The 23,534-nt window shown below is 64.8% G+C and carries 23 protein-coding genes; 9 read left to right on the plus strand and 14 right to left on the minus strand.

What is annotated here, in order from left to right; genetic code table 11:
- Positions 1–40 precede the first annotated feature (40 nt).
- The gene (locus ACQ4OD_RS08380; protein ID WP_102683462.1) at positions 41–424 is read right to left on the minus strand and encodes a PaaI family thioesterase; all 384 of its coding nucleotides are present in this window, start codon (positions 422–424) and stop codon (positions 41–43) included.
- On the minus strand, positions 424–2,748 hold the full coding sequence (locus ACQ4OD_RS08385) for a Tex family protein (protein ID WP_430944156.1): 2,325 nt from the start codon (positions 2,746–2,748) through the stop codon (positions 424–426). The genes ACQ4OD_RS08380 and ACQ4OD_RS08385 overlap by 1 nt, the downstream gene beginning before the upstream one ends.
- Before the next feature lie 229 nt (positions 2,749–2,977).
- On the opposite strand from ACQ4OD_RS08385, the gene ompR reads away from it, so the two are divergent.
- The gene (gene ompR, locus ACQ4OD_RS08390; RefSeq protein ID WP_046857514.1) at positions 2,978–3,718 is read left to right on the plus strand and encodes an osmolarity response regulator transcription factor OmpR; all 741 of its coding nucleotides are present in this window, start codon (positions 2,978–2,980) and stop codon (positions 3,716–3,718) included.
- A gap of 94 nt (positions 3,719–3,812) precedes the next feature.
- The gene (locus ACQ4OD_RS08395; RefSeq protein WP_102683459.1) at positions 3,813–5,126 is read left to right on the plus strand and encodes an ATP-binding protein; all 1,314 of its coding nucleotides are present in this window, start codon (positions 3,813–3,815) and stop codon (positions 5,124–5,126) included.
- 30 nt (positions 5,127–5,156) lie between these two features.
- Here ACQ4OD_RS08395 and rimK read toward each other — a convergent pair whose 3' ends face one another.
- Both rimK and ACQ4OD_RS08405 read right to left on the minus strand, forming a co-directional pair.
- Entirely contained in the window at positions 5,157–6,062 is a 906-nt protein-coding gene (gene rimK, locus ACQ4OD_RS08400) for a 30S ribosomal protein S6--L-glutamate ligase (protein ID WP_046857513.1), read from the minus strand.
- Positions 6,059–6,541 (minus strand): ATP-dependent zinc protease family protein, encoded by a 483-nt coding sequence (locus ACQ4OD_RS08405; protein WP_038707162.1) that lies wholly within the window; start codon positions 6,539–6,541, stop codon positions 6,059–6,061. The genes rimK and ACQ4OD_RS08405 overlap by 4 nt, the downstream gene beginning before the upstream one ends.
- Positions 6,542–6,650: 109 nt before the next feature.
- Here ACQ4OD_RS08405 and ACQ4OD_RS08410 point away from each other — a divergent pair, with 109 nt between their 5' ends.
- Complete coding sequence (locus ACQ4OD_RS08410; RefSeq protein WP_038707163.1) at positions 6,651–7,052, plus strand: RNA-binding S4 domain-containing protein; 402 nt, start codon at positions 6,651–6,653, stop codon at positions 7,050–7,052.
- A 30-nt stretch (positions 7,053–7,082) separates the two neighbouring features.
- On the opposite strand, the gene ACQ4OD_RS08415 is transcribed toward ACQ4OD_RS08410, so the two are convergent.
- Positions 7,083–7,883, minus strand: a complete 801-nt coding sequence (locus tag ACQ4OD_RS08415; RefSeq protein WP_430944157.1) for a phosphatase PAP2 family protein — start codon at positions 7,881–7,883, stop codon at positions 7,083–7,085.
- A gap of 108 nt (positions 7,884–7,991) precedes the next feature.
- On the opposite strand from ACQ4OD_RS08415, the gene hslO reads away from it, so the two are divergent.
- The 3 genes from hslO (at position 7,992) to ACQ4OD_RS08430 (ending at position 11,199) form a co-directional block, all read left to right on the plus strand.
- Positions 7,992–8,894 carry an Hsp33 family molecular chaperone HslO gene (gene hslO / locus ACQ4OD_RS08420; RefSeq protein ID WP_110700172.1) on the plus strand — a complete coding sequence of 301 codons (903 nt, stop codon included), beginning with the start codon at positions 7,992–7,994 and terminating at the stop codon, positions 8,892–8,894.
- A 179-nt stretch (positions 8,895–9,073) separates the two neighbouring features.
- Positions 9,074–10,615: a phosphoenolpyruvate carboxykinase gene (locus ACQ4OD_RS08425; protein ID WP_102683456.1), complete on the plus strand. Its 1,542-nt coding sequence runs from the start codon at positions 9,074–9,076 to the stop codon at positions 10,613–10,615.
- A gap of 149 nt (positions 10,616–10,764) precedes the next feature.
- Positions 10,765–11,199: an acyl-CoA thioesterase gene (locus ACQ4OD_RS08430; protein ID WP_198753733.1), complete on the plus strand. Its 435-nt coding sequence runs from the start codon at positions 10,765–10,767 to the stop codon at positions 11,197–11,199.
- Here the strand turns inward: ACQ4OD_RS08430 and ACQ4OD_RS08435 are convergent.
- The 5 genes from ACQ4OD_RS08435 to fdhD form a co-directional block, all read right to left on the minus strand.
- Entirely contained in the window at positions 11,189–11,845 is a 657-nt protein-coding gene (locus ACQ4OD_RS08435; protein ID WP_102683455.1) for a response regulator, read from the minus strand. The two genes, ACQ4OD_RS08430 and ACQ4OD_RS08435, sit on opposite strands and share 11 nt — an antisense overlap.
- A gap of 118 nt (positions 11,846–11,963) precedes the next feature.
- Entirely contained in the window at positions 11,964–12,773 is an 810-nt protein-coding gene (locus ACQ4OD_RS08440) for a CheR family methyltransferase (protein ID WP_198753734.1), read from the minus strand.
- A 209-nt stretch (positions 12,774–12,982) separates the two neighbouring features.
- On the minus strand, positions 12,983–13,465 hold the full coding sequence (locus tag ACQ4OD_RS08445) for a glycine zipper domain-containing protein (RefSeq protein WP_046857505.1): 483 nt from the start codon (positions 13,463–13,465) through the stop codon (positions 12,983–12,985).
- Between the two features lie 223 nt (positions 13,466–13,688).
- Positions 13,689–16,034: an FdhF/YdeP family oxidoreductase gene (locus ACQ4OD_RS08450; RefSeq protein WP_198753735.1), complete on the minus strand. Its 2,346-nt coding sequence runs from the start codon at positions 16,032–16,034 to the stop codon at positions 13,689–13,691.
- A gap of 8 nt (positions 16,035–16,042) precedes the next feature.
- Positions 16,043–16,870, minus strand: coding sequence for a formate dehydrogenase accessory sulfurtransferase FdhD (gene fdhD, locus ACQ4OD_RS08455; RefSeq protein WP_430944158.1), 828 nt, complete (start codon positions 16,868–16,870; stop codon positions 16,043–16,045).
- A gap of 175 nt (positions 16,871–17,045) precedes the next feature.
- On the opposite strand from fdhD, the gene lysM reads away from it, so the two are divergent.
- Positions 17,046–17,480: a peptidoglycan-binding protein LysM gene (lysM, locus tag ACQ4OD_RS08460; RefSeq protein WP_198753737.1), complete on the plus strand. Its 435-nt coding sequence runs from the start codon at positions 17,046–17,048 to the stop codon at positions 17,478–17,480.
- 95 nt (positions 17,481–17,575) lie between these two features.
- Here lysM and yrfG read toward each other — a convergent pair whose 3' ends face one another.
- On the minus strand, positions 17,576–18,238 hold the full coding sequence (gene yrfG / locus ACQ4OD_RS08465; protein ID WP_430944159.1) for a GMP/IMP nucleotidase: 663 nt from the start codon (positions 18,236–18,238) through the stop codon (positions 17,576–17,578).
- A 64-nt stretch (positions 18,239–18,302) separates the two neighbouring features.
- Between yrfG and nudE the strand changes: the two genes are divergently transcribed.
- Together nudE and cysQ are read left to right on the plus strand one after the other, a co-directional pair.
- A complete protein-coding gene (gene nudE / locus ACQ4OD_RS08470; RefSeq protein WP_023630347.1) occupies positions 18,303–18,869 on the plus strand; it encodes an ADP compounds hydrolase NudE in 567 nt (188 codons plus the stop codon).
- On the plus strand, positions 18,866–19,699 hold the full coding sequence (gene cysQ / locus ACQ4OD_RS08475) for a 3'(2'),5'-bisphosphate nucleotidase CysQ (RefSeq protein WP_198753739.1): 834 nt from the start codon (positions 18,866–18,868) through the stop codon (positions 19,697–19,699). The genes nudE and cysQ overlap by 4 nt, the downstream gene beginning before the upstream one ends.
- Before the next feature lie 144 nt (positions 19,700–19,843).
- Here cysQ and ACQ4OD_RS08480 read toward each other — a convergent pair whose 3' ends face one another.
- Genes ACQ4OD_RS08480 through ACQ4OD_RS08490 form a run of 3 tightly spaced genes read right to left on the minus strand, consistent with a single transcriptional unit; the run spans position 19,844 to position 23,507 of the window.
- The gene (locus tag ACQ4OD_RS08480) at positions 19,844–20,299 is read right to left on the minus strand and encodes a YiiD C-terminal domain-containing protein (RefSeq protein WP_198753740.1); all 456 of its coding nucleotides are present in this window, start codon (positions 20,297–20,299) and stop codon (positions 19,844–19,846) included.
- Entirely contained in the window at positions 20,296–21,696 is a 1,401-nt protein-coding gene (locus ACQ4OD_RS08485) for a sigma-54-dependent transcriptional regulator (protein WP_198753741.1), read from the minus strand. The genes ACQ4OD_RS08480 and ACQ4OD_RS08485 overlap by 4 nt, the downstream gene beginning before the upstream one ends.
- Positions 21,693–23,507 carry a sensor histidine kinase gene (locus ACQ4OD_RS08490; protein WP_430944181.1) on the minus strand — a complete coding sequence of 605 codons (1,815 nt, stop codon included), beginning with the start codon at positions 23,505–23,507 and terminating at the stop codon, positions 21,693–21,695. Before ACQ4OD_RS08490 ends, ACQ4OD_RS08485 begins: the two co-directional genes overlap by 4 nt.
- Positions 23,508–23,534 lie beyond the last annotated feature (27 nt).

Raw genomic sequence — 23,534 nt, forward strand, 5'->3', positions numbered from 1 at the left:
CCCGAGTAGCTCGAAAATACCGCAGATTTAGCTACATCAGCTAGAGAACCGCGAAGGTTCCCTGCGCCTTGGCCACCAGCTTGTCGTCCTGGAGCACGTCGGCGTCGACCACGAGGGTGCGCCGTCCCGCATGCAGCACCCGGGCGGTACACACGACCTCGCCCTCGCTGACGGCGCGCATGTAGTTGATCTTGCATTCGATGGTCACGCTCTGCTGGTCGAAGCCATGGCTGGCCGAGCAGGCCAGGCCCATGGCGATGTCGACCAGGCTGAAGATCGCCCCGCCGTGCAGCTTCTGGCCACGGTTGCGCAGGTGCGGCTCAAGTGCCAGGGCCACCTCTGCAACACCCGTCTCCAGGCGTTGCAGGCGGCAGCCGAGGAGCTGGCTGAAGGCGCTTTCGACGTACTCCTTCGGTACTTCCATCACTTCTTCTTCAGTTGCTTGGCGTTGGCGAACAGCGCCGCCATGGCGTTGTTGGCCGGCGCGGCGGTGGCGGTCTCGCGCTGGCGAGGCGCCTGCTGCTGGCGGTTGCCGCCATTGCCGCGGTTGCCGCCACGGTTGCCCTCGACCTTCTCGCCCGGGGTGTCGCTCATGCGCATGGACAGGCCGACGCGCTTGCGCGGGATGTCCACTTCCATGACCTTGACCTTGACCACGTCGCCAGCCTTGACCGCTTCACGCGGATCCTTGACGAACTTCTCCGACAGCGCCGAGATGTGTACCAGGCCATCCTGGTGCACGCCGATGTCGACGAAAGCACCGAAGTTGGTGACGTTGGTCACCACGCCTTCGAGGATCATGCCGGGTTCCAGGTCCTTCAGGTCCTCGACGCCGTCCTGGAAGGTGGCAGTCTTGAACTCCGGACGCGGGTCGCGACCTGGCTTGTCGAGTTCCTGGAGGATGTCGGTGACGGTCGGCAGGCCGAAGGACTCGTCGGTGAATTTCTTCGGATCCAGGCGCTTGAGGAAGCTGCTGTCGCCGATCAGCGAGCGGATGTCGCGGTCGGTGTCGGCGGCGATGCGCTGCACCAGTGGGTAGGCTTCCGGGTGCACCGCCGAGGCGTCCAGCGGGTTGTCGCCGTTCATCACACGCAGGAAGCCGGCGGCCTGCTCGAAGGTTTTCTCGCCCAGGCGGCTGACCTTTTTCAGCGCGGCGCGGGTGGCGAACGGGCCGTTGGCGTCGCGGTGGGCGACGATGTTCTGCGCCAGGGTGGCATTGAGGCCGGAAATGCGCGTCAGCAGCGCCACCGAGGCGGTGTTGACGTCCACGCCCACGGCGTTCACGCAGTCCTCGACCACGGCGTCCAGGCCACGGGCCAGTTTCACCTGCGACACGTCGTGCTGGTACTGGCCGACACCGATGGATTTCGGGTCGATCTTCACCAGTTCGGCCAGCGGGTCCTGCAGACGGCGGGCGATGGACACCGCGCCGCGGATCGACACGTCCAGGTCCGGGAACTCGCGGGCGGCCAGTTCAGAGGCCGAGTACACCGAAGCGCCAGCCTCGGAAACCATGATCTTGGTGATCTTCAGAGCCGGGTACTTCTTCACCAGCTCCGCCACCAGCTTGTCGCTCTCGCGGCTGGCAGTGCCGTTGCCGATGGCGATCAGCTCCACCGAGTGCTTGGCGCACAGTGCGGCCATGATGGAAATGGTGCGGTCCCAGTCATTCTTCGGCGCGTGCGGGTAGACCGTGGTGTAGTCCAGTAGCTTGCCGGTGGCGTCGACCACGGCAATCTTGCAGCCGGTGCGCAGGCCCGGGTCGAAGCCCAGTGTGGCGCGCGGGCCGGCCGGGGCGGCCAGCAGCAGGTCGTGCAGGTTGTGGGCGAAGACGTTGATCGCCTCGCCTTCGGCGTTGTCGCGCAGCTCGCCGAACAGGTCGGTTTCCAGGTGGGTGTAGAGCTTGACCTTCCAGGTCCAGCGCACCACCTCGCCCAGCCACTTGTCGGCGGGGCGGTTGCGGTTTTCGATGCCGACATGATTGCCGATCATCACCTCGCATGGGTGCAGGGTGCCCGGGAGCTCTTCGCCGACCTTCAGCGAGGCGCTCAGCACACCTTCGTTGCGCCCGCGGAAGATCGCCAGGGCGCGGTGCGACGGCGCGCTGCGCAGCAGTTCGTCATGGGCGAAGTAGTCGCGGAACTTGGCGCCCTCGTCTTCCTTGCCGGCGACTACGCGGGCGGTGAGTACCGCTTCCTGCTTGAGGAAGTTGCGCAGCTTGTCCAGCAGGCCGGCGTCTTCGGCGAAACGCTCCATGAGGATGTACTTGGCGCCTTCCAGGGCGGCCTTGACGTCGGCCACGCCCTTGTCCGCGTCGACGAAGCGCGCGGCTTCGGCTTCCGGGTTCAGTTGCGGGTCGTTGAACAGCCCGTCGGCCAGCTCGCCCAGGCCGGCCTCCAGGGCGATCTGGCCCTTGGTGCGGCGCTTCTGCTTGTACGGCAGGTAGAGGTCTTCGAGGCGGGTCTTGGTGTCGGCGAGCTTGATCTCGCGGGCCAGCTCCGGAGTCAGCTTGCCCTGCTCCTCGATGCTGGCCAGGATGCTGGCGCGGCGCTCGTCGAGCTCGCGCAGGTAGCGCAGGCGCTCTTCCAGGTGGCGCAATTGGGTGTCGTCCAGGCTGCCGGTCACTTCCTTGCGGTAACGGGCGATGAAGGGCACGGTCGATCCTTCGTCCAACAGGCCCACGGCCGCTTCGACCTGTTGTGGGCGCACGCCCAGTTCCTCGGCGATACGGCTGTTGATGCTGTCCATGAAAACCACCTGACAAATAGTGAATGCAAGGCCGCGGGTGGGCGTTCAGCCCCGGCGACACTGGGTGAAAGCCGCGCATTATACCCATCGGGCCGGGCTTGCGGTGATGGCGCGGCGCCAGTCGTCGATGGGGCGGCAGTGGCGCGGCGGGAAAAATCTGCTAACAATGCACACGGCACGCGCGGCAATGGCTACGCCATAATGCGCGGCGATATCAGAGGAGTAATTCATGACCAGCACCGCAAACGCCGTAGAAGGCGACAAGATTCTCATCGTCGACGACGATCCGGGCCTGAGCAGCCTGCTGGACCGCTTCTTCACCAGCAAGGGCTTCCGTGTCCGCACCGTGCCCAACGTCGAACAGATGGATCGCCTGCTGGCCCGTGAAGTGTTCAACCTGGTGGTGCTCGACCTGATGCTGCCTGGCGAGGACGGCCTGTCCGCCTGCAAACGCCTGCGCGCCTCGAACAACCAGATCCCGATCATCATGCTCACCGCCAAGGGCGATGAGCTCAGCCGTATCAAGGGTCTGGAACTTGGCGCCGACGACTACCTGGCCAAGCCGTTCAACCCGGATGAGCTGGTGGCCCGGGTCAAGGCCGTACTGCGCCGCCAGGCCCCGGCTGTGCCAGGCGCGCCGGGGAGCGAGGAAGAGACCGTCACCTTTGGCGACTACGAATTGTCGCTGGCCACCCGCGAGCTCAAGCGCGGTGAAGAAACGCACATGCTCACCACCGGCGAGTTCGCCGTGCTCAAGGCCCTGGTGATGCACGCTCGCGAGCCGCTGACCCGCGACAAGCTGATGAACCTGGCCCGTGGCCGTGAGTGGGATGCTCTTGAGCGTTCCATCGACGTGCAGATCTCGCGCCTGCGCCGGATGATCGAGCCCGATCCTTCCAAGCCGCGTTACATCCAGACCGTATGGGGTGTGGGCTACGTCTTCGTGCCGGACGGAAACGCCGGCAAATGAGCCTGCCGGCTCGTCAGGGTGCAGCAGGGCGACCCATGCGGGTCGCCCTGTTTTCGTCTACGGCGACCGGCCTTTTCAGCACAGTAGTCGATCGATGAAAACGCCTCTCTGGTTCCCGCAAAGCTTCTTCGCCCGCACCCTCTGGCTGGTGCTGATCGTCGTGCTGTTCTCCAAGGCGCTGACGCTGGTGTACCTGCTGATGAACGAGGACGTGCTGGTCGACCGCCAGTACAGCCACGGCGTGGCCCTGACGCTGCGTGCCTATTGGGCAGCGGATGAAGAGAACCGCGACCAGATTGCCGAGGCCGCCGGCCTGATCCGCGTGACCGGCGCCGGCGTGCCGGAGGGCGAGCAGCACTGGCCCTACAGCGAGATCTACCAGCGCCAGATGCAGGCCGAGCTGGGCGAGGACACCGAAGTGCGGTTGCGTATCCATGCGCCGCCCGCACTGTGGGTGAACGCCCCGAGCCTGGGCCCGGGCTGGCTCAAGGTGCCGCTGTATCCGCATCCGCTGCGCGGGCAGAAGATCTGGAACGTGCTTGGCTGGTTCCTGGCCATCGGCTTGCTGTCCACGGCTTCGGCCTGGATCTTCGTGCGCCAGCTCAACCAGCCGCTCAAGCGCCTGGTGTTCGCCGCCCGCCAGCTGGGCCAGGGGCGCAGCGTGCGCTTGCCGATCAGTGATACACCCAGCGAAATGACCGAAGTGTATCGGGCGTTCAACCAGATGGCCGAAGATGTCGAGCAGGCTGGACGCGAACGCGAGCTGATGCTGGCGGGCGTTTCCCACGACTTGCGCACGCCGCTGACCCGGCTGCGGCTGTCGCTGTCGCTGATGGGCAACGAAAGCGACCTCAGCGAGGACATGGTCCGCGATATCGAGGACATGGACGCGATCCTCGACCAGTTCCTGGCCTTCATTCGCGACGGGCGCGACGAACCGGTGGAGGAGGTCGACCTGAACGACCTGATCTACGAGGTGGTGGCCCCCTACAACCAGCACAAGGAGCAGGTGCGCCTGTGCCTGGAGCCGATTCCACCGTTCCCGCTGCGCCGTGTCTCGCTCAAGCGCATGCTGGGCAACCTGATCGGCAACGCCCTGCATCACGCCGGCAAGGGGGTCGAGGTAGCGGCCTATGTGTCGGGTGACCAGAGCGCGCCTTATGTGGTGCTCAGCGTGCTGGATCGGGGGACGGGCATCGACGAGTCGGAGCTGGAGACCATCTTCAACCCGTTCATCCGTGGCGACCGTGCGCGGGGCGGCAAGGGTACCGGGCTGGGGCTGGCCATCGTCAAGCGCATCGCCGCGCAGCATGGTGGCAATGTCGAATTGCGCAACCGCTCCGGTGGCGGGATCGAGGCGCGGGTGCGATTACCGTTGGGGTTGTTGCTGCCGCGTAACGCCGTGTGATTGCCGGGGCCGCAAAGCGGCCCCGGAATATCAACCCTTGCCCTTGGTCCGCGTCTGATTCGGCCCGCTGTTCTTTTCCAGGTGCTCGATGATCATCCCGGCCACGTCCTTGCCGGTAGTCACCTCGATCCCCTCCAGGCCCGGCGACGAGTTCACTTCCATCACCAGCGGCCCATGATTCGAACGCAGGATATCCACACCCGCCACGCTCAGCCCCATCACCTTGGCTGCGCGAATCGCGGTCATGCGTTCTTCAGGGGTGATCTTGATCAGGCTGGCCACGCCCCCGCGATGCAGGTTGGAGCGGAACTCGCCCGGCTTGGCCTGGCGCTTCATCGAGGCGATCACCTTGTCGCCGACCACGAAGCAGCGGATATCGGCGCCGCCGGCCTCCTTGATGTACTCCTGGACCATGATGTTCTGCTTCAGGCCCATGAACGCCTCGATCACCGACTCGGCGGCCTTGGTGGTCTCGCACAGCACCACCCCGATGCCCTGTGTGCCTTCGAGCACCTTGATTACCAGCGGTGCGCCGTTGACCATCTGGATCAGGTCGGGGATGTCGTCCGGCGAGTGGGCGAAGCCGGTAACCGGCAAGCCAATACCGCGCCGCGACAGCAATTGCAGCGAGCGCAGCTTGTCCCGCGAGCGGGCGATGGCCACCGATTCGTTGAGCGGGTAGACGCCCATCATCTCGAATTGGCGCAGCACCGCGCAGCCATAGAAGGTGACCGATGCGCCGATGCGCGGAATGACCGCGTCGAAGCCTTCCAGGGGTTTGCCGCGGTAGTGGATCTGCGGCTTGTGGCTGGCAATGTTCATATAGGCCCGGAGCGTGTCGATCACCACCACTTCGTGGCCCCGCTGGGTACCGGCCTCGACCAGGCGGCGGGTGGAATACAGACGCGGATTGCGCGACAGCACAGCGATCTTCATGCAGCACCTGTGACAGGGGAAAGGGTGGCCGCGAAGGCCGGTTTGTCCTGAACGTACTTGAGGCCGGGGTTGACCACCAGTTGGCCGTGGATGAGCGCCTTCGAGCCGAGCAGCAGCCGATAGCGCATGCTCTTGCGGCAGGCCAGGGTGAATTCGACCTCCCAGACCCGGTCACCGAGCGCCAGGGGCGTGCGGATCACGTAGCGGGTCTGGGCATGGCCGTTGGAGCTCTTGATCGTCTTCATGGTGACCATGGGCGCTTCGCAGCGCCGGTGGCGCAGTTGCACCACCGAGCCCAGGTGGGCGGTGAATCTTACCCATTGCTGGCCATCGCGCTCGAACGGCTCGACCTCCGTGGCATGCAGGCTGGAGGTGCTGGCCCCGGTGTCGATCTTGGCGCGCAGGCCGGCGACGCCGAGGCCGGGCAGGGCGACCCATTCACGCAGGCCGATCACAGTCAGGTGGTCAAATGTCTTCACTAAGCGTGCCCTGCGGATAAGGAGGTGAACTGTAATGACGGCACGGACTTTTTGCATCTGTCAGTCACGGTAGTACAGTTCCGTGAAAGACAGAATTCGAGGAAAAACCATGGCACAAAAGCCTGAAGACGACGACAAGGTACGCCTGGACAAGTGGCTATGGGCAGCGCGCTTCTACAAGACCCGCGCATTGGCCAAGGCGGCCATTGAAAGTGGCAAGGTGCACTGCCGGGGCGAGCGCTGCAAACCCGGCAAGGAGCCACGGGTGGGCGATGAGTTCGTGCTGCGCACCGGTTTCGACGAGCGCACCGTGGTGGTCAGGGCGTTGTCGGTGGTGCGCCGTGGCGCGCCCGAAGCACAGACGCTGTACGAGGAAACCGCCGAGAGTGTGAAGCGCCGCGAGCAGGCCGCTGAAATGCGCAAGGCAGGGGCAATGGGCGTGACGACCGACGGGCGGCCGACCAAGAAGCAGCGCCGGCAGATTCACCAGTTGCACGGCAGTTTCGAGTGACGAGGGCCGCGTAGCGGCCCCCGTGAACGATCAGGTGGCGCGAATCACGCTCATCCACCCGATCAACGGCAACTTGCCCAGCAGGTCGAACAGCGGTGTCGTCCAGCGCAGCAACGCTGCGCTGCCTTTGGCCGCCAGCGGCGTGTAGCAGCTCCAGCCCAACGCCAGCACCGCCATCAACAAACCACCGATGTAGTCATCCTGGCCCCAGTGGGCGCCGGCCACCAGGCGCGGCAGCATGAACAGCAGGGCCAGCCCCCACACGAGCAGGTACTGCAACGGGCGACGACTGAACAGGCTCATGAACAGTGCCCAGACCAGCAGCACCGAGGCGTGATCGCCGGGGAAACTCTTGCTCGAGCGGTCCTTGAGCTCCCAGGCCGCCTCCAGGTTCGGGTAGTAGTCACTGAGGTGCACCACATCGTCGAACATCATCGACGGGCTCTTGTGTTGCCACCCCGCTGCATCGACCCACTTGGAAAACAGCGCGCGAATCACCACTAAGAGGAGTAGCGTGATCAGAAAACCGAAAAAGGCCTGGCGGACCTGGACTGCCTTGAACACCCAGTCACCACGGATAAGCACTGCCAGAAGGATCAGGCCGACGACGATGTCGAACGGGCGCAGGCTGCCGACGGTCCAGATGTAGCGCCAGGGGGTGTTGTCGGCCAGCGGCGCATTCAGGCTGTGGAACAGCCACTCGTCGAATGTCAGGCAAAGGATCTGGCCAACGGGCCACAACCAGAAACACAGTAGTGCGATGGGCAGCAGGGTGCAGGCTGCCAAAGGGCCCCAGGACCACCTTGCTTGGAACAGTGGTCGATTGTCCATAAAATACCTCGATATCCAGCAGGAAATGAGCGCCTTGTGAGCGCTCTGCGACAGACCTTTCAGTCTCCTGTAATTATTTTGTAACCATTTTCAGAAAGCCAGACAACCATGAGCGACTTGCCAGATACCGATTTCACCCAACGCTTCCTGTTCGACGACCGCGATGTGCGCGGCGAGATGGTCGTGCTCGAAAGCAGCTACGCCGAGGTGCTGGCCAAGCACGACTACCCGCAGCCGGTAAAGCATCTGCTCGGTGAACTGATGGCCGCCGCCGCGCTGCTGGTCGGCACCCTGAAGTTCGACGGGTTGCTGGTGCTCCAGGCGCAGTCCCAGGGCCCGGTTCCGCTGCTAGCCATCGAGTACACCAGCGAGCACGACATCCGTGGCCTGGCGCGCTACGAGGCCGAGCAGATCAAGGCGGATGCCAGCCTTGCCGATCTGATGCCGGGTGGTCACCTGGTGCTGACCATCATTCCGGTCAACGGCCAGCGTTACCAGGGCACCGTCGAGCTGGACGGCAAGGACCTGTCGGAGTGTTTCACCAACTACTTCGTCATGTCGCAGCAGGTGAACACCTGCATCTCCCTGGCCGCAGATGGCGCCCGCGCCCGTGGCCTGCTGGTGCAGCAGCTGCCGGCCGAGATCCACAAGGACAGCGAGGAGCGCGAGGAAAGCTGGGCCCACGTCAAGGCCCTGGCCAACACCGTGAAGATCGAGGAACTGCTCGGCCTGGACAACGAAACCGTGCTGCATCGCCTGTACCACGAGGACGCGGTTCGCCTGTTCGATATCCAGCCGCTACGCTTCCGCTGCAGCTGCTCGCGCGAGCGCTCCGGCAACGCCCTGGTCAGCCTCGGCGAGCAGGATGCCAATGCGCTGGTGGCCGAATGTGGCGGCCAGGTCGAGATCGATTGCCAGTTCTGCAACGAGCGTTATGTGTTCGACGCGAGCGATGTTGCGCAATTGTTTGCTGGCGGTGGCACCGAGGCGCCATCAGAAACTCAGCACTGAAACGGTTCACTACAGGAAATACTCCTGTCGAATTGCGCAAAAGCGCAGTTCTGACAGGAGGGGCCTACTTTTTTTGGGCTTTTCTGGCATAATCCGGCCACTTTTTTCGCTGTAGTAGTTTTTTCGAGACAACTACAAAACGTTTGGAGCACTCGGCCTCGGGCCGGATGGGGTATCTCATGACGCAAGCCAACAACACCGTGTACACCGACCTGAGCGTCGATGAGCTGGTAAAAGAAGCGCTGTCCCGCGGTGAAGGCGTGCTGGCCGATACCGGCGCGCTGGTGGTGGAAACCGGTCATCGCACCGGCCGTTCGCCGGCTGACCGTTTCATCGTCGAAGAACCTTCCACCCAGGACCAGATTGGCTGGGGCCCGATCAACCGCAAGTTCCCGGCCGACAAGTTCGATGCCCTGTGGGACCGCGTCGAGGCGTTCAACAACGCCCAGGATCACTTCGTTTCCTACGTTCACGTAGGCGCTGCCGCCGATCACTACCTGCCGGTCAAGATGACCACCCAGACTGCCTGGCAGAACCTGTTCGGCCGTTGCCTGTTCATCAACCCGGCCCAGTACAACCCGGCTGGCCGCGATGAGTGGCAGGTTCTCAACGTCGCCAACTTCGAGTGCGTGCCAGAGCGTGACGGCACCAACTCCGACGGCTGCGTGATCATCAACTTCGCCCAGAAGAAAGTGCTGATCGCCGGCATGCGTTACGCCGGTGAAATGAAGAAAGCCATGTTCTCTGTGCAGAACTTCCTGCTGCCGGCCGCCGACGTGCTGCCGATGCACTGCGCCGCCAACATCGGCGAAGCGGGTGACGTCACCCTGTTCTTCGGCCTGTCCGGCACCGGCAAGACCACCCTGTCGGCCGACGAAAGCCGTTACCTGATCGGTGACGACGAGCACGGTTGGGGCGAAGGCGTGGTCTTCAACATCGAAGGCGGTTGCTATGCCAAGTGCATCGACCTGTCCGAGAAGAACGAGCCGGTCATCTGGAAAGCCATCAAGCACGGCGCGGTGCTGGAAAACGTCGTCATCGACGATGCCAAGCACGCCGACTACGCCGACGTGAGCCTGACCCAGAACAGCCGTGCAGCCTACCCGCTGACCCACGTAGCCAAGGTCTCCGAGAAGAACCTGGGCGGCGAGCCGAATGCGGTCATCTTCCTGACCTGCGACCTGACCGGCGTGCTGCCGCCAGTGTCGATCCTGAACAACGAGCAGGCGGCCTACCACTTCCTGTCCGGCTACACCGCACTGGTCGGTTCCACCGAAATGGGTTCGGGCAGCGGCATCAAGTCGACCTTCTCCACCTGCTTCGGCGCACCGTTCTTCCCGCGCCCAGCCGGTGTCTACGCCGAGCTGCTGATCAAGCGCATCAAGGCGTTCGGCTCCAAGGTCTACCTGGTCAACACTGGCTGGACCGGTGGTGGCTACGGCGTTGGCAAGCGTTTCAGCATCCCCACCACCCGTGGCGTGATCGCTGCCATCCAGAGCGGCGCGCTGGTCGGTGCAGAGACCGAGCACCTGGACATCATCAACCTGGACGTGCCGAAGGTCGTTCCGGGCGTCGAGACCGAGCTGCTCAACCCGCGCAACACCTGGGCTGACAAGGCTGCCTACGACGAAGCTGCCAAGGGCCTGGCCACACTGTTCACCGAGAACTTCAAGAAGTTCGACGTTTCCGACGCCATCAAGGCCGCTGGTCCGCAGCTGTAAGCTGCTGCCGGTTCGGATAAGGAAGCCGCCCCTCGGGGCGGCTTTTTCGTTATTCGATGTAGGAACGGGTTGGGTCTGCGATGGGGGCGATACAGTACTGGCAGAATCTGTTTCACTTGCAGGGTACCCACCAGAATGCAGATGGCCCCATGACCGAGTCTCCGCAACGCTCCGCCTTCTCCCATTTCCATCCCATCCTCACCCGTCCCCAGGACAACGACCACAACGGCCATCTTGCCGGCTCCACCGTGCATGCCTTCTTCGAAACCGCGATCCAGGCTTTCCTGGTCGAACAGGCCGAGCTGGACCTGCGCGACGGTGAGCTGGTCGGTTTCGTCGTGAGTTCTGCGGCAGACTTCTTCGCCTTGCCTGGCTTTCCCGACGTGCTTGAGGTGGGCCTGGGGGTGACCCGTCTGGCGGGTAGCACCGTTGAGTTCCGCCTGGCGCTGTTCCGCCCGGGCGAGACCGAAGCCTGTGCGGCGGGCAGCGTGGTGCAGGTGTTCATCGAGCGTGCGTCGGGCCGCCCGGCGGCACTGCCGGAAACGCTGCAGCTGATCCTCGCCGGGCTGTCACTCAATCGTTGAGGCGAATGATCCCTTCGCGCACGGCGAACAGCACCAGGCCGGGCACGTCGTGGATCTGCAGGCGGTGCATGATCTGCGAGCGGTGCGCCTCTACGGTCTTGATGCTCAACCCCAGGCCGTCGGCGATGGAGCGAGTGGTCTCGCCCCGGGCGATCAGGCGCAGGATCTCCAGCTGGCGGGTGGTCAGGGGCGGCGGCTGGACCTGGTTGGCAACGCGCTTGCGGCTGTGCTTGAGGGCCTGGCCGATGACCATCGGCAGCACCGCCGAAGACAGGTACTGGCCACCGCCGCGCAGGGTCTGCAGGGCCTGCTCCAGCTCGGTCACCGTGGCGTTCTTGAGCAGGAAACCATGGGCGCCGAGCTGCAGGCAGCTCATTACATGCTCAAGCTCCGAGCGTGGCGAGAACATCAGCACCCGGCTGGCGGGAGCGCGGATGAACAGTTCCTGCAGGGCCTGTTGGCCGTCCAGTTCGCCGCTCATGTCGAGCACCACGATGTCCGGCTTGAGCTTTTCGGCCAGGCTCACGGCATTCATGGCATCACCGGTGTCGCCCACCACGACGAAATCTTTCTTCTGCTCCAGCAAGGCACGCAGGCCGGCGCGGAAGAGGGGCGAATGATCGGCAAGCAGGATTCGGCAAGGCATGGATTAGGGCCTGTTTCGCAAGGGAAGGGGGGCGGCAGGCCTGCTCGATCCGAAAGCGCACTGCCGCGCAACTGCGCGATCAGTCCTTGTCTGCCGATTGGCGCGGCAGTGCCTATTATCATAGGCGTTCGAACACCGACGGCAGTAGCGGGCGCAGTGGCAGGCCCAGCGCGTGGACGCTTTCGCTGTGGCCGATGATCAGCAGGCCACCGGGGCGCAGGTGCGCTAGCAACTGCTGGAGCATCTCGCTCTTGTAGCGTGGCGCCAGGCTCGACAGCAGGTTGCGCAACAAGATGACGTCGAAGCTGCCGAGGTGGGCAGGCAGAGGCCGGATCAGGTTGATGGCCTCGAAGCGTACCTGTTCGCGCAGGGCGGGTGCGATGCGTAGTCGCCCGGCCATCTCGCCTACACCGCACAGGCAGTGCCGGGTCAGCCAGCCCTCGGGGAAGTAGCGGGCCTGGGCGATGTCGTAGATCCCGGCGCCTGCGGTTTCCAGCAGTTGCGGGTCGTAATCGCTGGCCAGCAGCTGCCAGCCTGGGTGGCGGGCTTTTTCTGCGGCGACCATGGCCAGGCTCCAGGCCTCCTCGCCGGTGGCACAGGCTGCGCTCCACAGGCGAGCGGGGTGGTCGAGCTCGGCCAGCCAGCGGGCCAGGCATTCGAAATGGCGATGTTCGCGAAAGAAGTAGCTGTCGCGGGCGACCAGCAGGCGCAGCAGGTGCTCGTGCTCGTTTGTGCCCTGTGGGCTTTCGAGCAAGCTGAGGTAATGCTCGAAGCTAGCCAGGCCCAGCGCTTTCAGGCGCTTGTGCAGACGTGCCGCGACCACGGCCCGGCGATCATCGGCCAGTTGCACGCCGGTAGCCTGCATCACGCGCTGGCGTATCGAAGCAAAGCCGGCTTCGCTGAGCAGTGGCGGGCGGCGGCTGGGCATCCTTCAGCCTCTCCTGGCTCGGGGCAGACAGATGAGATCGGTGAAGGTCGCGCGCATTCCCTGCGTCCTGTACGTGGTCGAAACAGCGATGATAACTAGTGGCTAGTGGCCTCCATATCGGGGTGGCCCTTAATCCCCAGGCTTGTCTGCAAACGAAAAGGCCCTGCCGGTGAGGGCAGGGCCTTAGGCGTCAGGCTTAAGCCTGGCGATCAGTCATGGCGCCAGTGGCGTTTGTGCTTGCGGTGGCCGTAGTGATGGCCGCGGTCGTAATGGCGGCGATCATCGTAGTCACGACGGTAGCGGCGCGATTCATGGCGCTCGTCTTCGTCGGCCTTGTTGCCCATGTAGTTACCCAGTGCGCCCCCGGCGCCACCGCCGGCCGCCGCACCGATGTAGCTACCGGTGGTACCGCCCACCGAGCGGCCAACCACGTTGCCACCGGCCGCGCCCAGTGCGCCACCGATGGCCGCTTCGCCGCGCTGGCGCTTGTCGGCACCCAGGGCACCGCCGGCCGCGCCGCCCAGGCCGGCACCGATGGCACCGCCGGTGCTGCCACCGATCGAGTTGCCCACCACGGAGCCCAGTACCCCACCCAACGCGCCGCCAATGCCGGCCTCGGTGGTGCCGCCTGCCATGGCAACGCCGCTGAGCAGACCGAAAGACAACAACAGAATCGAGGAGTACTTCTTCATCAAGAGAGCCTCAGAGGGATGACGAAGCGGAATTTGAGGCTCGGCGAAGCGGCTGGCAATCGGAATCCGACGAGTAGCACGAGTTGTACACAATTCTCTAAGTTATTGAATTGTGTATGAAACTTTCTCGATTTTTGCTTGTCTGAGGTACTTATGACAAAGCCCTGAACCGTTGCGGAACAGGGCTTTTTTGTGGGCGGCGTTCAGCTTTGCCGGGCGCGAATCAGATGATGCGCCCGTCGTCCCGCGCGCGCTCCAGCTTGATGGCGATGAACTTCGACGTCGGCGTGTGGCTGCCGTCACCGATGCTCTCCAGCGGCACCAGCGGGTTCACCTCAGGGTAGTACGCCGCCGCCTGGCCGGCGGGGATGTCGAACGCCAGGAGGGTGAAGCCATGCACCCGGCGTACGTGCTCATCGCCCCACAGTGACACGATGTCGACCTTCTGCCCCGGCTGGAAGCCCAGACGGACGATGTCGGCTTCGTTGGCGAACAGTACGTCGCGCTGGCCGCGCACGCCGCGGTAGCGGTCGTCCATGCCATAGATGGTGGTGTTGTACTGATCGTGCGAGCGCATCGACTGCATGATCAGGTCCGGGAGCTGGCCGCTGGCGCGCACGCGTTCGTCGAGCAGGCTGTCCGGTAGGAGGTTGGCCTTGAAGTTGGCGCGGCCGCTGGCGGTCTTCCACTGGCGGCTGCCGGCGCTGTTGCCGAGATAGAAGCCGCCGGGCAGTCGCAGACGCTCGTTGAAGTCGGTGAAGCCCGGGATGGTGTCGGCGATCAGGTCGCGGATGCGGTCGTAGTCGGCCACTAGCCAGTGCCAGTCCACTGGCTGCTTGCCCAGGGTGGCGGCGGCGATGCCGGCAACCACGGCTGGCTCCGAGCGCATCTGTCGAGACAGCGGCTTGAGCTGGCCGTTGGAGGCGTGGACCATGCTGAAGGAGTCCTCCACCGTCACCGCCTGCGGGCCTTCGCCCTGCAGGTCGATATCGGTGCGGCCCAGGCACGGCAGGATCAGTGCCTGCTTGCCATGAATCAGGTGGCTACGGTTGAGCTTGGTGCTGATGTGCACGGTCAGCTCGCAGTTGCGCAGCGCCTGGGCAGTGCGTTCGGTGTCCGGCGTGGCCTGGGCGAAGTTGCCGCCCAAACCGATAAACACCTTGGCCCGGCCTTCCAGCATGGCGTGGATGGCTTCGACGGTGTTGTGACCGTTGTGGCGCGGTACCGGGAAGCCGAAGCGTTTTTCGATGGCATCGAGCAGGAACATCGGCGGGCGTTCGTTGATGCCCATGGTGCGATCACCCTGCACGTTGCTGTGGCCGCGTACCGGGCACAGACCTGCGCCCGGTACGCCGAGGTTGCCGCGCAGCAGCATCAGGTTGACGATTTCCTGGATGGTCGGCACCGAATGGCGGTGCTGGGTGATGCCCATCGCCCAGCACATGATCACTCGCTTGCCTTTGCAGTACATGCGTGCCGACAGTTCGATATCAGCCAGGGTCAGCCCGGACTGGGCCTGGATCTGTTCCCAGGGGGTGGCGTCGACCACCGCCAGGTATTCGTCCATGCCATGGCCGTGTTCGGCGATGAAGGCATGGTCGAAGACCCCCGGCGCACCGTTGGCCTGGGCTTCGCGCTCCCACTGCAGCAGGAACTTGGCCATGCCGCGCAGCAGCGCCATGTCGCCGCCCAGCGCCGGGCGCAAGAATGCCGTATTGGTCGGGCGGTCACTGTTGGTCAGCATCTCCAGCGGGTTCTGCGGGTGCTGGAAGCGCTCCAGGCCACGTTCCTTGAGCGGGTTGACGCAAACCACCTGGGCGCCGCGCTTCACCGCGTCGCGCAGCGGGTCTAGCATCCGCGGGTGGTTGGTGCCGGGGTTCTGGCCCCAGACGAAAATCGTGTCGGCGTGCTCGAAATCGTCGTAGGTGACCGTGCCCTTGCCCACCCCAACGCTCTGGCCCAGTGCCACACCGCTGGCCTCGTGGCACATGTTCGAACAGTCGGGGAAATTGTTGGTGCCGTAGGCGCGCACGAACAGCTGATAGAGATAGGCCGCCTCGTTGCTGGCCCGGCCAGAGGTATAGAACTCGGCCTGGTCGGGGCTTGCCAGGTTGTTCAGGTGCCGGGCGATCAGGGCGAAGGCAGCGTCCCAGTCGATCGGCCGGTAGCGGTCGGTGATCGGGTCATAGACCATCGGCTCGGTCAGTCGGCCCTGATACTCGAGCCAGTAGTCGCTCTGCCCAAGCAGCGCGCTCACGCTGTAGCGAGCGAAGAACGCGGCGTCCACCCGCCGCTTGGTGGCTTCCCAGTTGACCGCCTTGGCGCCGTTCTCGCAGAACTTGACCATGCCGCTTTCGGGCGAGTCGCCCCAGGCGCAGCCGGGGCAGTCGAAGCCGCCGTTCTGGTTGGTCTTGAGCAGGGCGCGGATGTTCTTCAGGGCGTTGTCGCTGCCCACCCAGGCCTTGGCCACGCTGCGCAGCGCGCCCCAGCCGCCGGCGGGGCCGGGATAAGGCTTGTAGCGAGGGGTGGAGGCGGGGGCGTTGTCTGGCAGTTTTTCGTAGGAGGTCACGGCTGTTGCTACTCCGCCGCTGGGCTGAACACCCGCGGTGCGCTGTGTTTGGGCAGATGAATGAGGTTGAGGTTGTGCTTGCGCGCCCATTGCAGGGCCAGGCCGGTGGGCGCGGAAAGGCTCACCAGGGTCTGGATGCCGGCGCGCAGGACCTTCTGGATCAGTTCCAGGCTGCAGCGGCTGGTGACGATGGCCAGCCCCCCTTGGGTCTCGATACGCTGGCGCAGCAGGGCGCCGATCAGCTTGTCCAGGGCGTTGTGCCGGCCAATGTCCTCGCGGCCCAGCAGCAGCTGGCCGTCGCGGTCCATGAACAGTGCCGCGTGCACCGCGCCGCAGTGCTGGCCCAGTGGCTGGAAGGCATCGATGCGCTGGCGCAGGTCCTTCAGCCAGTGCGCGGGCGGCAACGGCGCCCCGGGCAGCACCTCCAGCTCGGGCAATGCCTGCTCCAGTGCCTCGACGCCGCATAGGCCGCAGCCGCTGGTGCCGGCCAGCTGACGGCGCTGATTCTTCAGGTTCCAGAAAGCGCGGCTGGAGATCTCCAGGTCGGCATACAGCGCCGAACCGCTGCCGGAGAGCTTCACATCGTAGATTTCCTCGGTACCGGCGACGATGCCGCTGCCCACGCTGAAGCCGACGGCGAAGTCTTCCAGGTCGGTCGGGCTGACCAGCATCACCGCCTGGTTCAGGCCGTTGTAGACGATCGCCAGCGCCACTTCCTCGGCCAGCGGGGTATTGTCGCGGGCGGCATCGGAAAGCTGGACATAGTCGTAGGTGTTGCTGGCGGCGGGCAGGGCAAAGGGCGTGGACGCCGCGCAGACCGGTGGCTTGCTGTTCATCGGGGCGAATACCGGCTGGCAGTTTGACCCTACAAGCCTAGGCCCCTGTGCCGGTGGCGTCTAATCGCTAGCGTCTATGTCGTGATAGAGCGCGTCGATTGGTCGCAGCGGGGCGGGATGGGGGATCCTGGCCTAGACTCCTGCTTCCATGGATTCACCATCAAAGGAGCGCCACATGAGCCTGTTCAGTTTCGTGAAGGAAGCCGGCGAGAAGTTGCTCGACCTGCTGACGCCTGACAAAGCAGAGGCTGCACTCAAAGACCACGTCAAGAACGTTGGTTTGGGCAACCCGAACATCTCGGCCACTGTAGAGGGTGACAAGGTCATCCTCAAGGGCGAGGTAAACAGCCAGGAAGAGAAAGAGAAGATCATCCTGGCGGCCGGCAATATCGCTGGCGTGGCCTCGGTGGATGACCAGATCACCGTTACCGGGCCGGTGGCCCAGGCGGCCCGGTTCATCGAGGTCGAGAAGGGGGACACCTTGAGTGCCATCTCCAAGCGTGTCTATGGGGATGCCAACAAGTACCAGAAGATCTTCGAGGCGAACAAGCCGATGCTCAAACATCCGGACAAGATCTATCCGGGGCAAGTGCTGCGTATTCCTGACTGAGGAGGCGCTTGTAGGAGCGGCTTTAGCCCGCGGTGCCAGGCACCCGCGTCGCGGGTGATCGCGGCTGAAGCCGCTCCTACGGGGCGAATGCGCAGTTACAAGCCTGCCAGCAACGCCCGATAATCCTCTACTGCCGCGAACTCCTGGGTATCCCGCGGCTCGGCCCGACTATCCGGCTGGCGCACAGCCAGCAGGTGCTCCACGCCAAATTGCCGGGCACTGCGCAGAATCGCCAGGGTGTCATCGATGAACAGGCTGCGTGCCGGCTCGAAGCCGATGTCTGCCTGCAACGCATCCCAGAACTGCGGGCTCTCCTTCGGATAGCCATAGTCGTGCGAGCTGATCAGCCGTTCGAAGTAAGGCGCCAGTTCAACCCGCTCCAGCTTCAACGACAGCGAGTCACGGTGCGCGTTGGTGATCATCACCACCCGCTTGCCGGCCTTGTGAATGGCGGCGAGGAAGGTATCGGCATCCGGCTTCAAGGCGATCAGGTCGGCGATCTCCAGCTTGAGCTCGCGGATTGGCAGGCGCAGTTCACGGCTCCAGAAATCCAGGCAGTACCAGTTGAGCGTGCCAGCGTGCTGTTCGAACAGCGGGCGCAGCTCGAGCTCGGCCATGGCCCGGCTCACGCCATGCAGCTCGGCGTAGCGCTGGGGCAAGTGCTCCAGCCAGAAGCGGTTGTCGTAATGCAGGTCGAGCAGGGTGCCGTCCATGTCCAGCAGGACGGTATCGATGGCGGACCAGGGAAGAACGGGCATGGGAAATTCTCGATCAGTCGGCAAGCCACGGTATAGTAACCCGTTCACGCCAAGGAGCCGCCCCATGCGCCAGAAACCCACCGTCCTCAGTCGCGAGATCGTCGCCAGCAGCCGTCTGTTCCGCGTCGAAGCCGTGCAGTTGCGCTTCTCCAATGGTACGGAGCGCACCTATGAGCGACTGGTCGGCCGTGGCAATGGCTATGGCGCAGTGATGATCGTGGCCATGCTCGACGCCGAGCATGCCGTGCTGGTCGAGGAATATTGCGGCGGTACCGACGAATACGAGCTGTCGTTGCCCAAGGGCCTGATCGAGCCGGGCGAGGACGTGCTCGCCGCCGCCGACCGGGAGCTCAAGGAAGAGGCCGGTTTCGGCGCGCGTCAGCTGGAACACCTGACAGAGCTGTCGTTGTCGCCCGGTTACATGAGCCAGAAGATCCAGGTGGTCCTGGCCACCGATCTGTACGAAGAGCGCCTGGAGGGCGACGAGCCCGAGCCGATGCGCGTCGACAAGGTCAACCTGCGCGAGCTCTCGGCCCTGGCCATGCACCCGCAGTTCAGCGAAGGCCGGGCGCTGGCGGCGCTGTACCTGGCCCGTGACCTGCTGATCCAGCGTGGGGTGCTGAGCGTATGAATGATCGGCAACTGATGCAGGACGTAGCCCAGCTCGCCTTGTTGGCCGGCGAGGCGACCTTGCCGTTCTGGCGCGCTGACGTGGCGGTAAGCAACAAGGCCGACGATTCACCGGTGACCGCTGCCGACCTGGCGGCCCATCGGGTTATCGCCGATGGCTTGCAGGCGTTGGCGCCGCAGATTCCGGTGCTCTCCGAAGAGGACTGCGACATCCCGCTGGCAACCCGCGCAGGCTGGCAGCGCTGGTGGCTGGTCGATCCTTTGGATGGCACCAAGGAGTTCATCGCCGGTAGCGAGGAGTTCACCGTCAACATCGCGCTGATCGAAAACGGCGAGGTGGTGTTTGGTGTGGTGGCGATGCCAACCAATGGCCGCTGTTACTTCGGTGGGTGCGAGTTCGGTGCCTGGAGGGCCGAGCGTAACGAAGAGGCTCAAACGATCCAGGTGCGTAATGCCCCACCGGCACAGGAGCGGTTTACCGTTGTCGCCAGCCGTCGGCATTCGAGTCCGGAGCAGGAAGCGCTGCTGGCGGGGCTTGGGAGTGCGGTGGGGGAGCTGGAACTGGCCAACATCGGCAGCTCGCTGAAGTTCTGCCTGCTGGCCGAAGGCAGTGCCGACTGTTATCCGCGGCTGGCGCCGACCTCGCAGTGGGATACTGCGGCTGCCCAGGGCGTGCTGGAGGGAGCCGGGGGCGAAGTGATCGGGCTGGACGGGTTGCCGTTCCGCTACCCACCGCGTGAGTCGCTGCTCAATCCGTTCTTCCTGGCGTTGCCCCGCGCGGCTGAATGGCGTCAGGCGCTCGTCGAACTGGCGAGTGCAATCAAGGCTTGAGCTCGTCGGGGCCGCTACGCGCCCCATCGCCGCGGTTCGTCGCCACGACAAGCCGGCTCCCACAGGAGTCACCGTTATCTTTGTAGGAGCCGGCTTGTCGTGGCGACGAACCGCGACGAAAGGGGGGCGAAGCACCCCCAGCTTTCAGCGATGCAGCACGTACTGCCCGCTGAACGTCACCGCAGGCTCGTCACTACCCTCGTTGCTCACCACCGTCTCCAGCGTCAGTCGTGCCCGTCCACGACGTTGATACATCGTCAGAAACCGCTCCCAGGTCTTCTCGTCCGGCGCCGGGCAACGTGCCACGGCGGCCCCGGTGACTGGCAGCGGGTAGCTGATCTGCCCTTCCTGGATGACGATATGCCCGTCATCGATCTCCAACTCGCGCAGACGCAGGTGCAGCCAGCCCCAGCCCACCAGCACCGCGCCGCAATACAGGCTGCCGCCGAACATGGTGCTCTTGTGGTTGACGTTGGGTGCCAACGGCAGCTTCAGGCGCAAGGTGTGTGCCTGCCAATCGATGACCTCCATGCCCATTTCGCGGGTCAGCGGGATGTCGCCGTGCAGTACGGACTGCAGGTACTGGCTGTCGTTGCTCATTGACGATTGTCCTCCTGTTCGTCGTGCCCGCCAAAGCTCAAGCTGTGCTTGCGCAGCTTGTCGTGCAGGGTCTTGCGTGGGATGCCGAGGGCCTCGGCGAGGCTGCGCATGGAGCTGTGCGGCTGCATCAGCTCGGCGGCGATCAGCGAGCGCTCGAACTGCTCGACCTGCTCGCTGAGGTTACCGGCCGGCACCGGGACATGGATATCGTTGGCCGCCGCAGGCGCCTGGCCATCAAGGGCCAGCTCCAGGCCAAGGGCGAAGCGTTCGGCGGCATTCTGTAGCTCGCGTACATTGCCCGGCCAGTCGTGGCGCAGCAGCAGGGCACGCTGCGCCGGTTGCAAGTTGTGGGGCGGCAGGCCATGGCGTTCGCTGGCGGCGTCGGCGAAGTGCTGGAACAGCACCAAGATGTCGTCGCCGCGCTCACGCAGCGCGGGGATACGCAGCGGTGCGACGTTCAGGCGGTAGTACAGGTCTGCACGGAAACGCCCTTGGTCGGCGGCTTGGCGCAGGTCTTCCTTGGTGGCGGCGATGATACGGATATCCAGCGGGATCAGCTGGTTGCCGCCCAGGCGCTCGACCACCCGCTCCTGCAGCAGGCGCAGCAGCTTGACCTGAACATCCAGGCTCATGCTTTCGATTTCGTCGAGGAACAGCGTGCCGCCATTGGCGAATTCGAACTTGCCGATGCGGCGCTTCTGCGCACCGGTGAAAGCGCCCGGCTCATGGCCGAACAGCTCGCTCTCGACCACCGACTCGGCCAGGGCGCCGGCATTGATCGCCACGAACGGGCCGTCGCGTCGGCTCGACAGGTCGTGCAGGGCACGCGCCACCACTTCCTTGCCGGCGCCGGTCTCGCCAAGGATCAGCACGTCGGCGCGAGTGCCGGCCAGGGCGCCGATCTGCTCACGCAGGCGCTGCATGCCGGGGGATTGCCCGACCAAGCGCGTGGCCAACTGCTGGCGATCGCTCAGGGCCAGGCGCAGGCTACGATTGTCCAGCACCAGGCGGCGCAGGGCCAGGGCGCGGCGCACGCTGTCGAGCAGGGCGTCGCTGGCGAAGGGTTTCTCCAGGAAGTCATATGCCCCGGCGCGCATGGCCTGCACTGCCAGTGGCACATCGCCGTGGCCGGTAATCAGCAGCACCGGCAGTTCGCTGTCACGGGCGTGCAGTTGCTCCAGCAGTTGCAGGCCATCGATGCCGGGCATGCGGATATCGCTGACCACCACGCCCGGCCAGTCCTCCTCCAGGCGTTCGGCCAAGCCCTGGGCGTCGGCCAAGGCCACCACCTTGAGCCCGGCCAGGTCCAGGGTCTGGCTCAGGGCTTGGCGCAGGTGCGGGTCATCATCGACCAGGATCACCTGGGCACGGCTGTCGATCGGTGTCTCGGTGCTCATGCCGAGGTATCCTCCGAAGATTGCAGGTTGGCGCCGGGCTTGGCCACGCGCAGTTTCAGGGTCAGCAGGGCGCCGCCTTCCGGGTGGTTGCCCAGCAGTAGCTCGCCGCCGAGCGCGTGCATCAGGCTTTCGCAGATGGCCAGCCCCAAGCCGAGGCCCTGGGTGCGGGTCTTGGTGGTGAAGAACGGCTCCTTGGCGTGCTCCAGCGCCTGGCGGCTGAAGCCTGGGCCATTGTCGCGAATGTACAGGTAGACGCAGCCGTCTTGGCGCTCGGCACTCAGCCACAGCCTGCGCGGGTTGGCTTTTTCGGTCAGGGCATCGAGGGCGTTGGCCAGCAGGTTGCCCAGCACTTGGCGCAGGCGGGTCTCGCCGGCCTGTACCCACAGCGTGGCCTCGGGCAGGTCGCGCACCAGTTCCACGGCCATGGCCCGGCGACGCTTGGCCAGCAGCGCCAGGGCATCATCCAGGGCCGGTTGCAGGGCAACGCTCTCCGGGGCGTGCTGGTCGCGGCGGGCGAAGGCGCGCAGGTGGGCGATGATCGAGGCCATGCGCCCGGTCAGTTCGCCAATCAGCTTGAGATTGCCGTGCACGTCCTCGGTGCGTTGATGGTCGAGGAGAATCTCGGCGTTCTCGGCATAGGAGCGAATCGCCGCCAGCGGCTGATTGAGTTCATGGCTGATGCTTGCCGACATGGTGCCCAGTACCGACAGTTTGCCGGCCTGGACCAGTTCATCCTGAGCGCGCACCAGCTCCTGCTGGGCGCTCTCGCGCTCCAGTACCGCGCTCTTGAGCCGGGTATTGAGGCCTTCGAGGTCGGCGGTGCGCTCGATCACGCGCTTTTCCAGTTCCTGCCGGGCAAGGGCCTCGAAGTCGATGCGGTCGATGTAGTGGCGTCGGCGCTGCATGACCAGGCCAGCCAGGAGCATGGTCACCAGCAGCGCACCGCCGCCGATGGCCATGACCGTCTGCACCGAGCGATCGACCAGCAGGCGCGGGGCGAGGATGTTCACTTGCCAGCCGGTTTCCTTGATGTCGCGGGTCTGGATCAACCAGGCGTCGCGGTTGAGGCTCAACGGCTGCGGGGCCTGGGTCGGGTAGGGCTGGATGGCGACGATGGCCTGGCGCTCGGCCGCGGTCAGCTCGCGGGTGGCGCGGAAGCGCCAGTCCGGGCGCGAAGTGAGCACGACCACGCCGTTCTGGTCGGTCAGCAGCAATTGTTCCGGGGTGCGGCCCCAGAGGGTTTCGGTGTGGTCGAGGTCGACCTTGACCACCAGCACGCCGATTACCTTGTCGCGATCATGGACGGCGGCGGCGAAGAAGTAGCCGCGCTTGGCCGAAGTGGTGCCCTGGCCGAAGAACCGCCCCAGCTGCCCCTCCATCGCCTCGATGAAGTACGGGCGGAACGAGAAGTTGCGGCCGACGAAGCTGTCCTGCTTGTCCCAGTTGGACGCGGCCAGAGTATTGCCGCTGACATCCATCAGGTACATCACCTCGGCACCGGTCTGCTGGGTGATGCCCTTGAGCAACCGGTTGGCGTTGGTCACCGCCTCGAGGCGCAGCGGGTCGGCCAGCACGCCGCGCAGCGCCGGCAGGTCGCCGAGGATCTGCGGCAGGGTTTCGTAGCGGTGCAGGGTGCCCAGCAGGTTGGCGACGTAGAGGTCTAGGGTCTGGCGGTTCTGTGAGGCCAGCTCATCCTGGTAGTAGCGCTCGGCCAGGTGGTGCAGCGGCCACAGCAGCGGGGCCAGGCACAGCGCCAGCAGGGCCAGGCTGCGCCAGCGGGGGCGGCGGGGAGGCGTGGGTCTTGGGATCATCGCGGTTGATTGCGCCAGAAAGGTCTG

This window comes from Pseudomonas sp. WC1 (assembly GCF_050586565.1).
Taxonomy (GTDB): domain Bacteria; phylum Pseudomonadota; class Gammaproteobacteria; order Pseudomonadales; family Pseudomonadaceae; genus Aquipseudomonas.

Excerpts from the sequence above, each read along its gene's own strand:
- ACQ4OD_RS08380 (WP_102683462.1), bottom strand. The coding sequence starts at position 424 with ATGGAAGTACCGAAGGAGTACGTCGAAAGCGCCTTCAGCCAGCTCCTC.
- ACQ4OD_RS08385 (WP_430944156.1), bottom strand. The coding sequence starts at position 2,748 with ATGGACAGCATCAACAGCCGTATCGCCGAGGAACTGGGCGTGCGCCCA.
- ompR (WP_046857514.1), top strand. The coding sequence starts at position 2,978 with ATGACCAGCACCGCAAACGCCGTAGAAGGCGACAAGATTCTCATCGTC.
- ACQ4OD_RS08395 (WP_102683459.1), top strand. The coding sequence starts at position 3,813 with ATGAAAACGCCTCTCTGGTTCCCGCAAAGCTTCTTCGCCCGCACCCTC.
- rimK (WP_046857513.1), bottom strand. The coding sequence starts at position 6,062 with ATGAAGATCGCTGTGCTGTCGCGCAATCCGCGTCTGTATTCCACCCGC.
- ACQ4OD_RS08410 (WP_038707163.1), top strand. The coding sequence starts at position 6,651 with ATGGCACAAAAGCCTGAAGACGACGACAAGGTACGCCTGGACAAGTGG.
- ACQ4OD_RS08415 (WP_430944157.1), bottom strand. The coding sequence starts at position 7,883 with ATGGACAATCGACCACTGTTCCAAGCAAGGTGGTCCTGGGGCCCTTTG.
- hslO (WP_110700172.1), top strand. The coding sequence starts at position 7,992 with ATGAGCGACTTGCCAGATACCGATTTCACCCAACGCTTCCTGTTCGAC.
- ACQ4OD_RS08425 (WP_102683456.1), top strand. The coding sequence starts at position 9,074 with ATGACGCAAGCCAACAACACCGTGTACACCGACCTGAGCGTCGATGAG.
- ACQ4OD_RS08430 (WP_198753733.1), top strand. The coding sequence starts at position 10,765 with ATGACCGAGTCTCCGCAACGCTCCGCCTTCTCCCATTTCCATCCCATC.
- ACQ4OD_RS08435 (WP_102683455.1), bottom strand. The coding sequence starts at position 11,845 with ATGCCTTGCCGAATCCTGCTTGCCGATCATTCGCCCCTCTTCCGCGCC.
- ACQ4OD_RS08440 (WP_198753734.1), bottom strand. The coding sequence starts at position 12,773 with ATGCCCAGCCGCCGCCCGCCACTGCTCAGCGAAGCCGGCTTTGCTTCG.
- ACQ4OD_RS08445 (WP_046857505.1), bottom strand. The coding sequence starts at position 13,465 with ATGAAGAAGTACTCCTCGATTCTGTTGTTGTCTTTCGGTCTGCTCAGC.
- fdhD (WP_430944158.1), bottom strand. The coding sequence starts at position 16,870 with ATGAACAGCAAGCCACCGGTCTGCGCGGCGTCCACGCCCTTTGCCCTG.
- lysM (WP_198753737.1), top strand. The coding sequence starts at position 17,046 with ATGAGCCTGTTCAGTTTCGTGAAGGAAGCCGGCGAGAAGTTGCTCGAC.
- yrfG (WP_430944159.1), bottom strand. The coding sequence starts at position 18,238 with ATGCCCGTTCTTCCCTGGTCCGCCATCGATACCGTCCTGCTGGACATG.
- nudE (WP_023630347.1), top strand. The coding sequence starts at position 18,303 with ATGCGCCAGAAACCCACCGTCCTCAGTCGCGAGATCGTCGCCAGCAGC.
- cysQ (WP_198753739.1), top strand. The coding sequence starts at position 18,866 with ATGAATGATCGGCAACTGATGCAGGACGTAGCCCAGCTCGCCTTGTTG.
- ACQ4OD_RS08480 (WP_198753740.1), bottom strand. The coding sequence starts at position 20,299 with ATGAGCAACGACAGCCAGTACCTGCAGTCCGTACTGCACGGCGACATC.
- ACQ4OD_RS08485 (WP_198753741.1), bottom strand. The coding sequence starts at position 21,696 with ATGAGCACCGAGACACCGATCGACAGCCGTGCCCAGGTGATCCTGGTC.
- ACQ4OD_RS08490 (WP_430944181.1), bottom strand. The coding sequence starts at position 23,507 with ATGATCCCAAGACCCACGCCTCCCCGCCGCCCCCGCTGGCGCAGCCTG.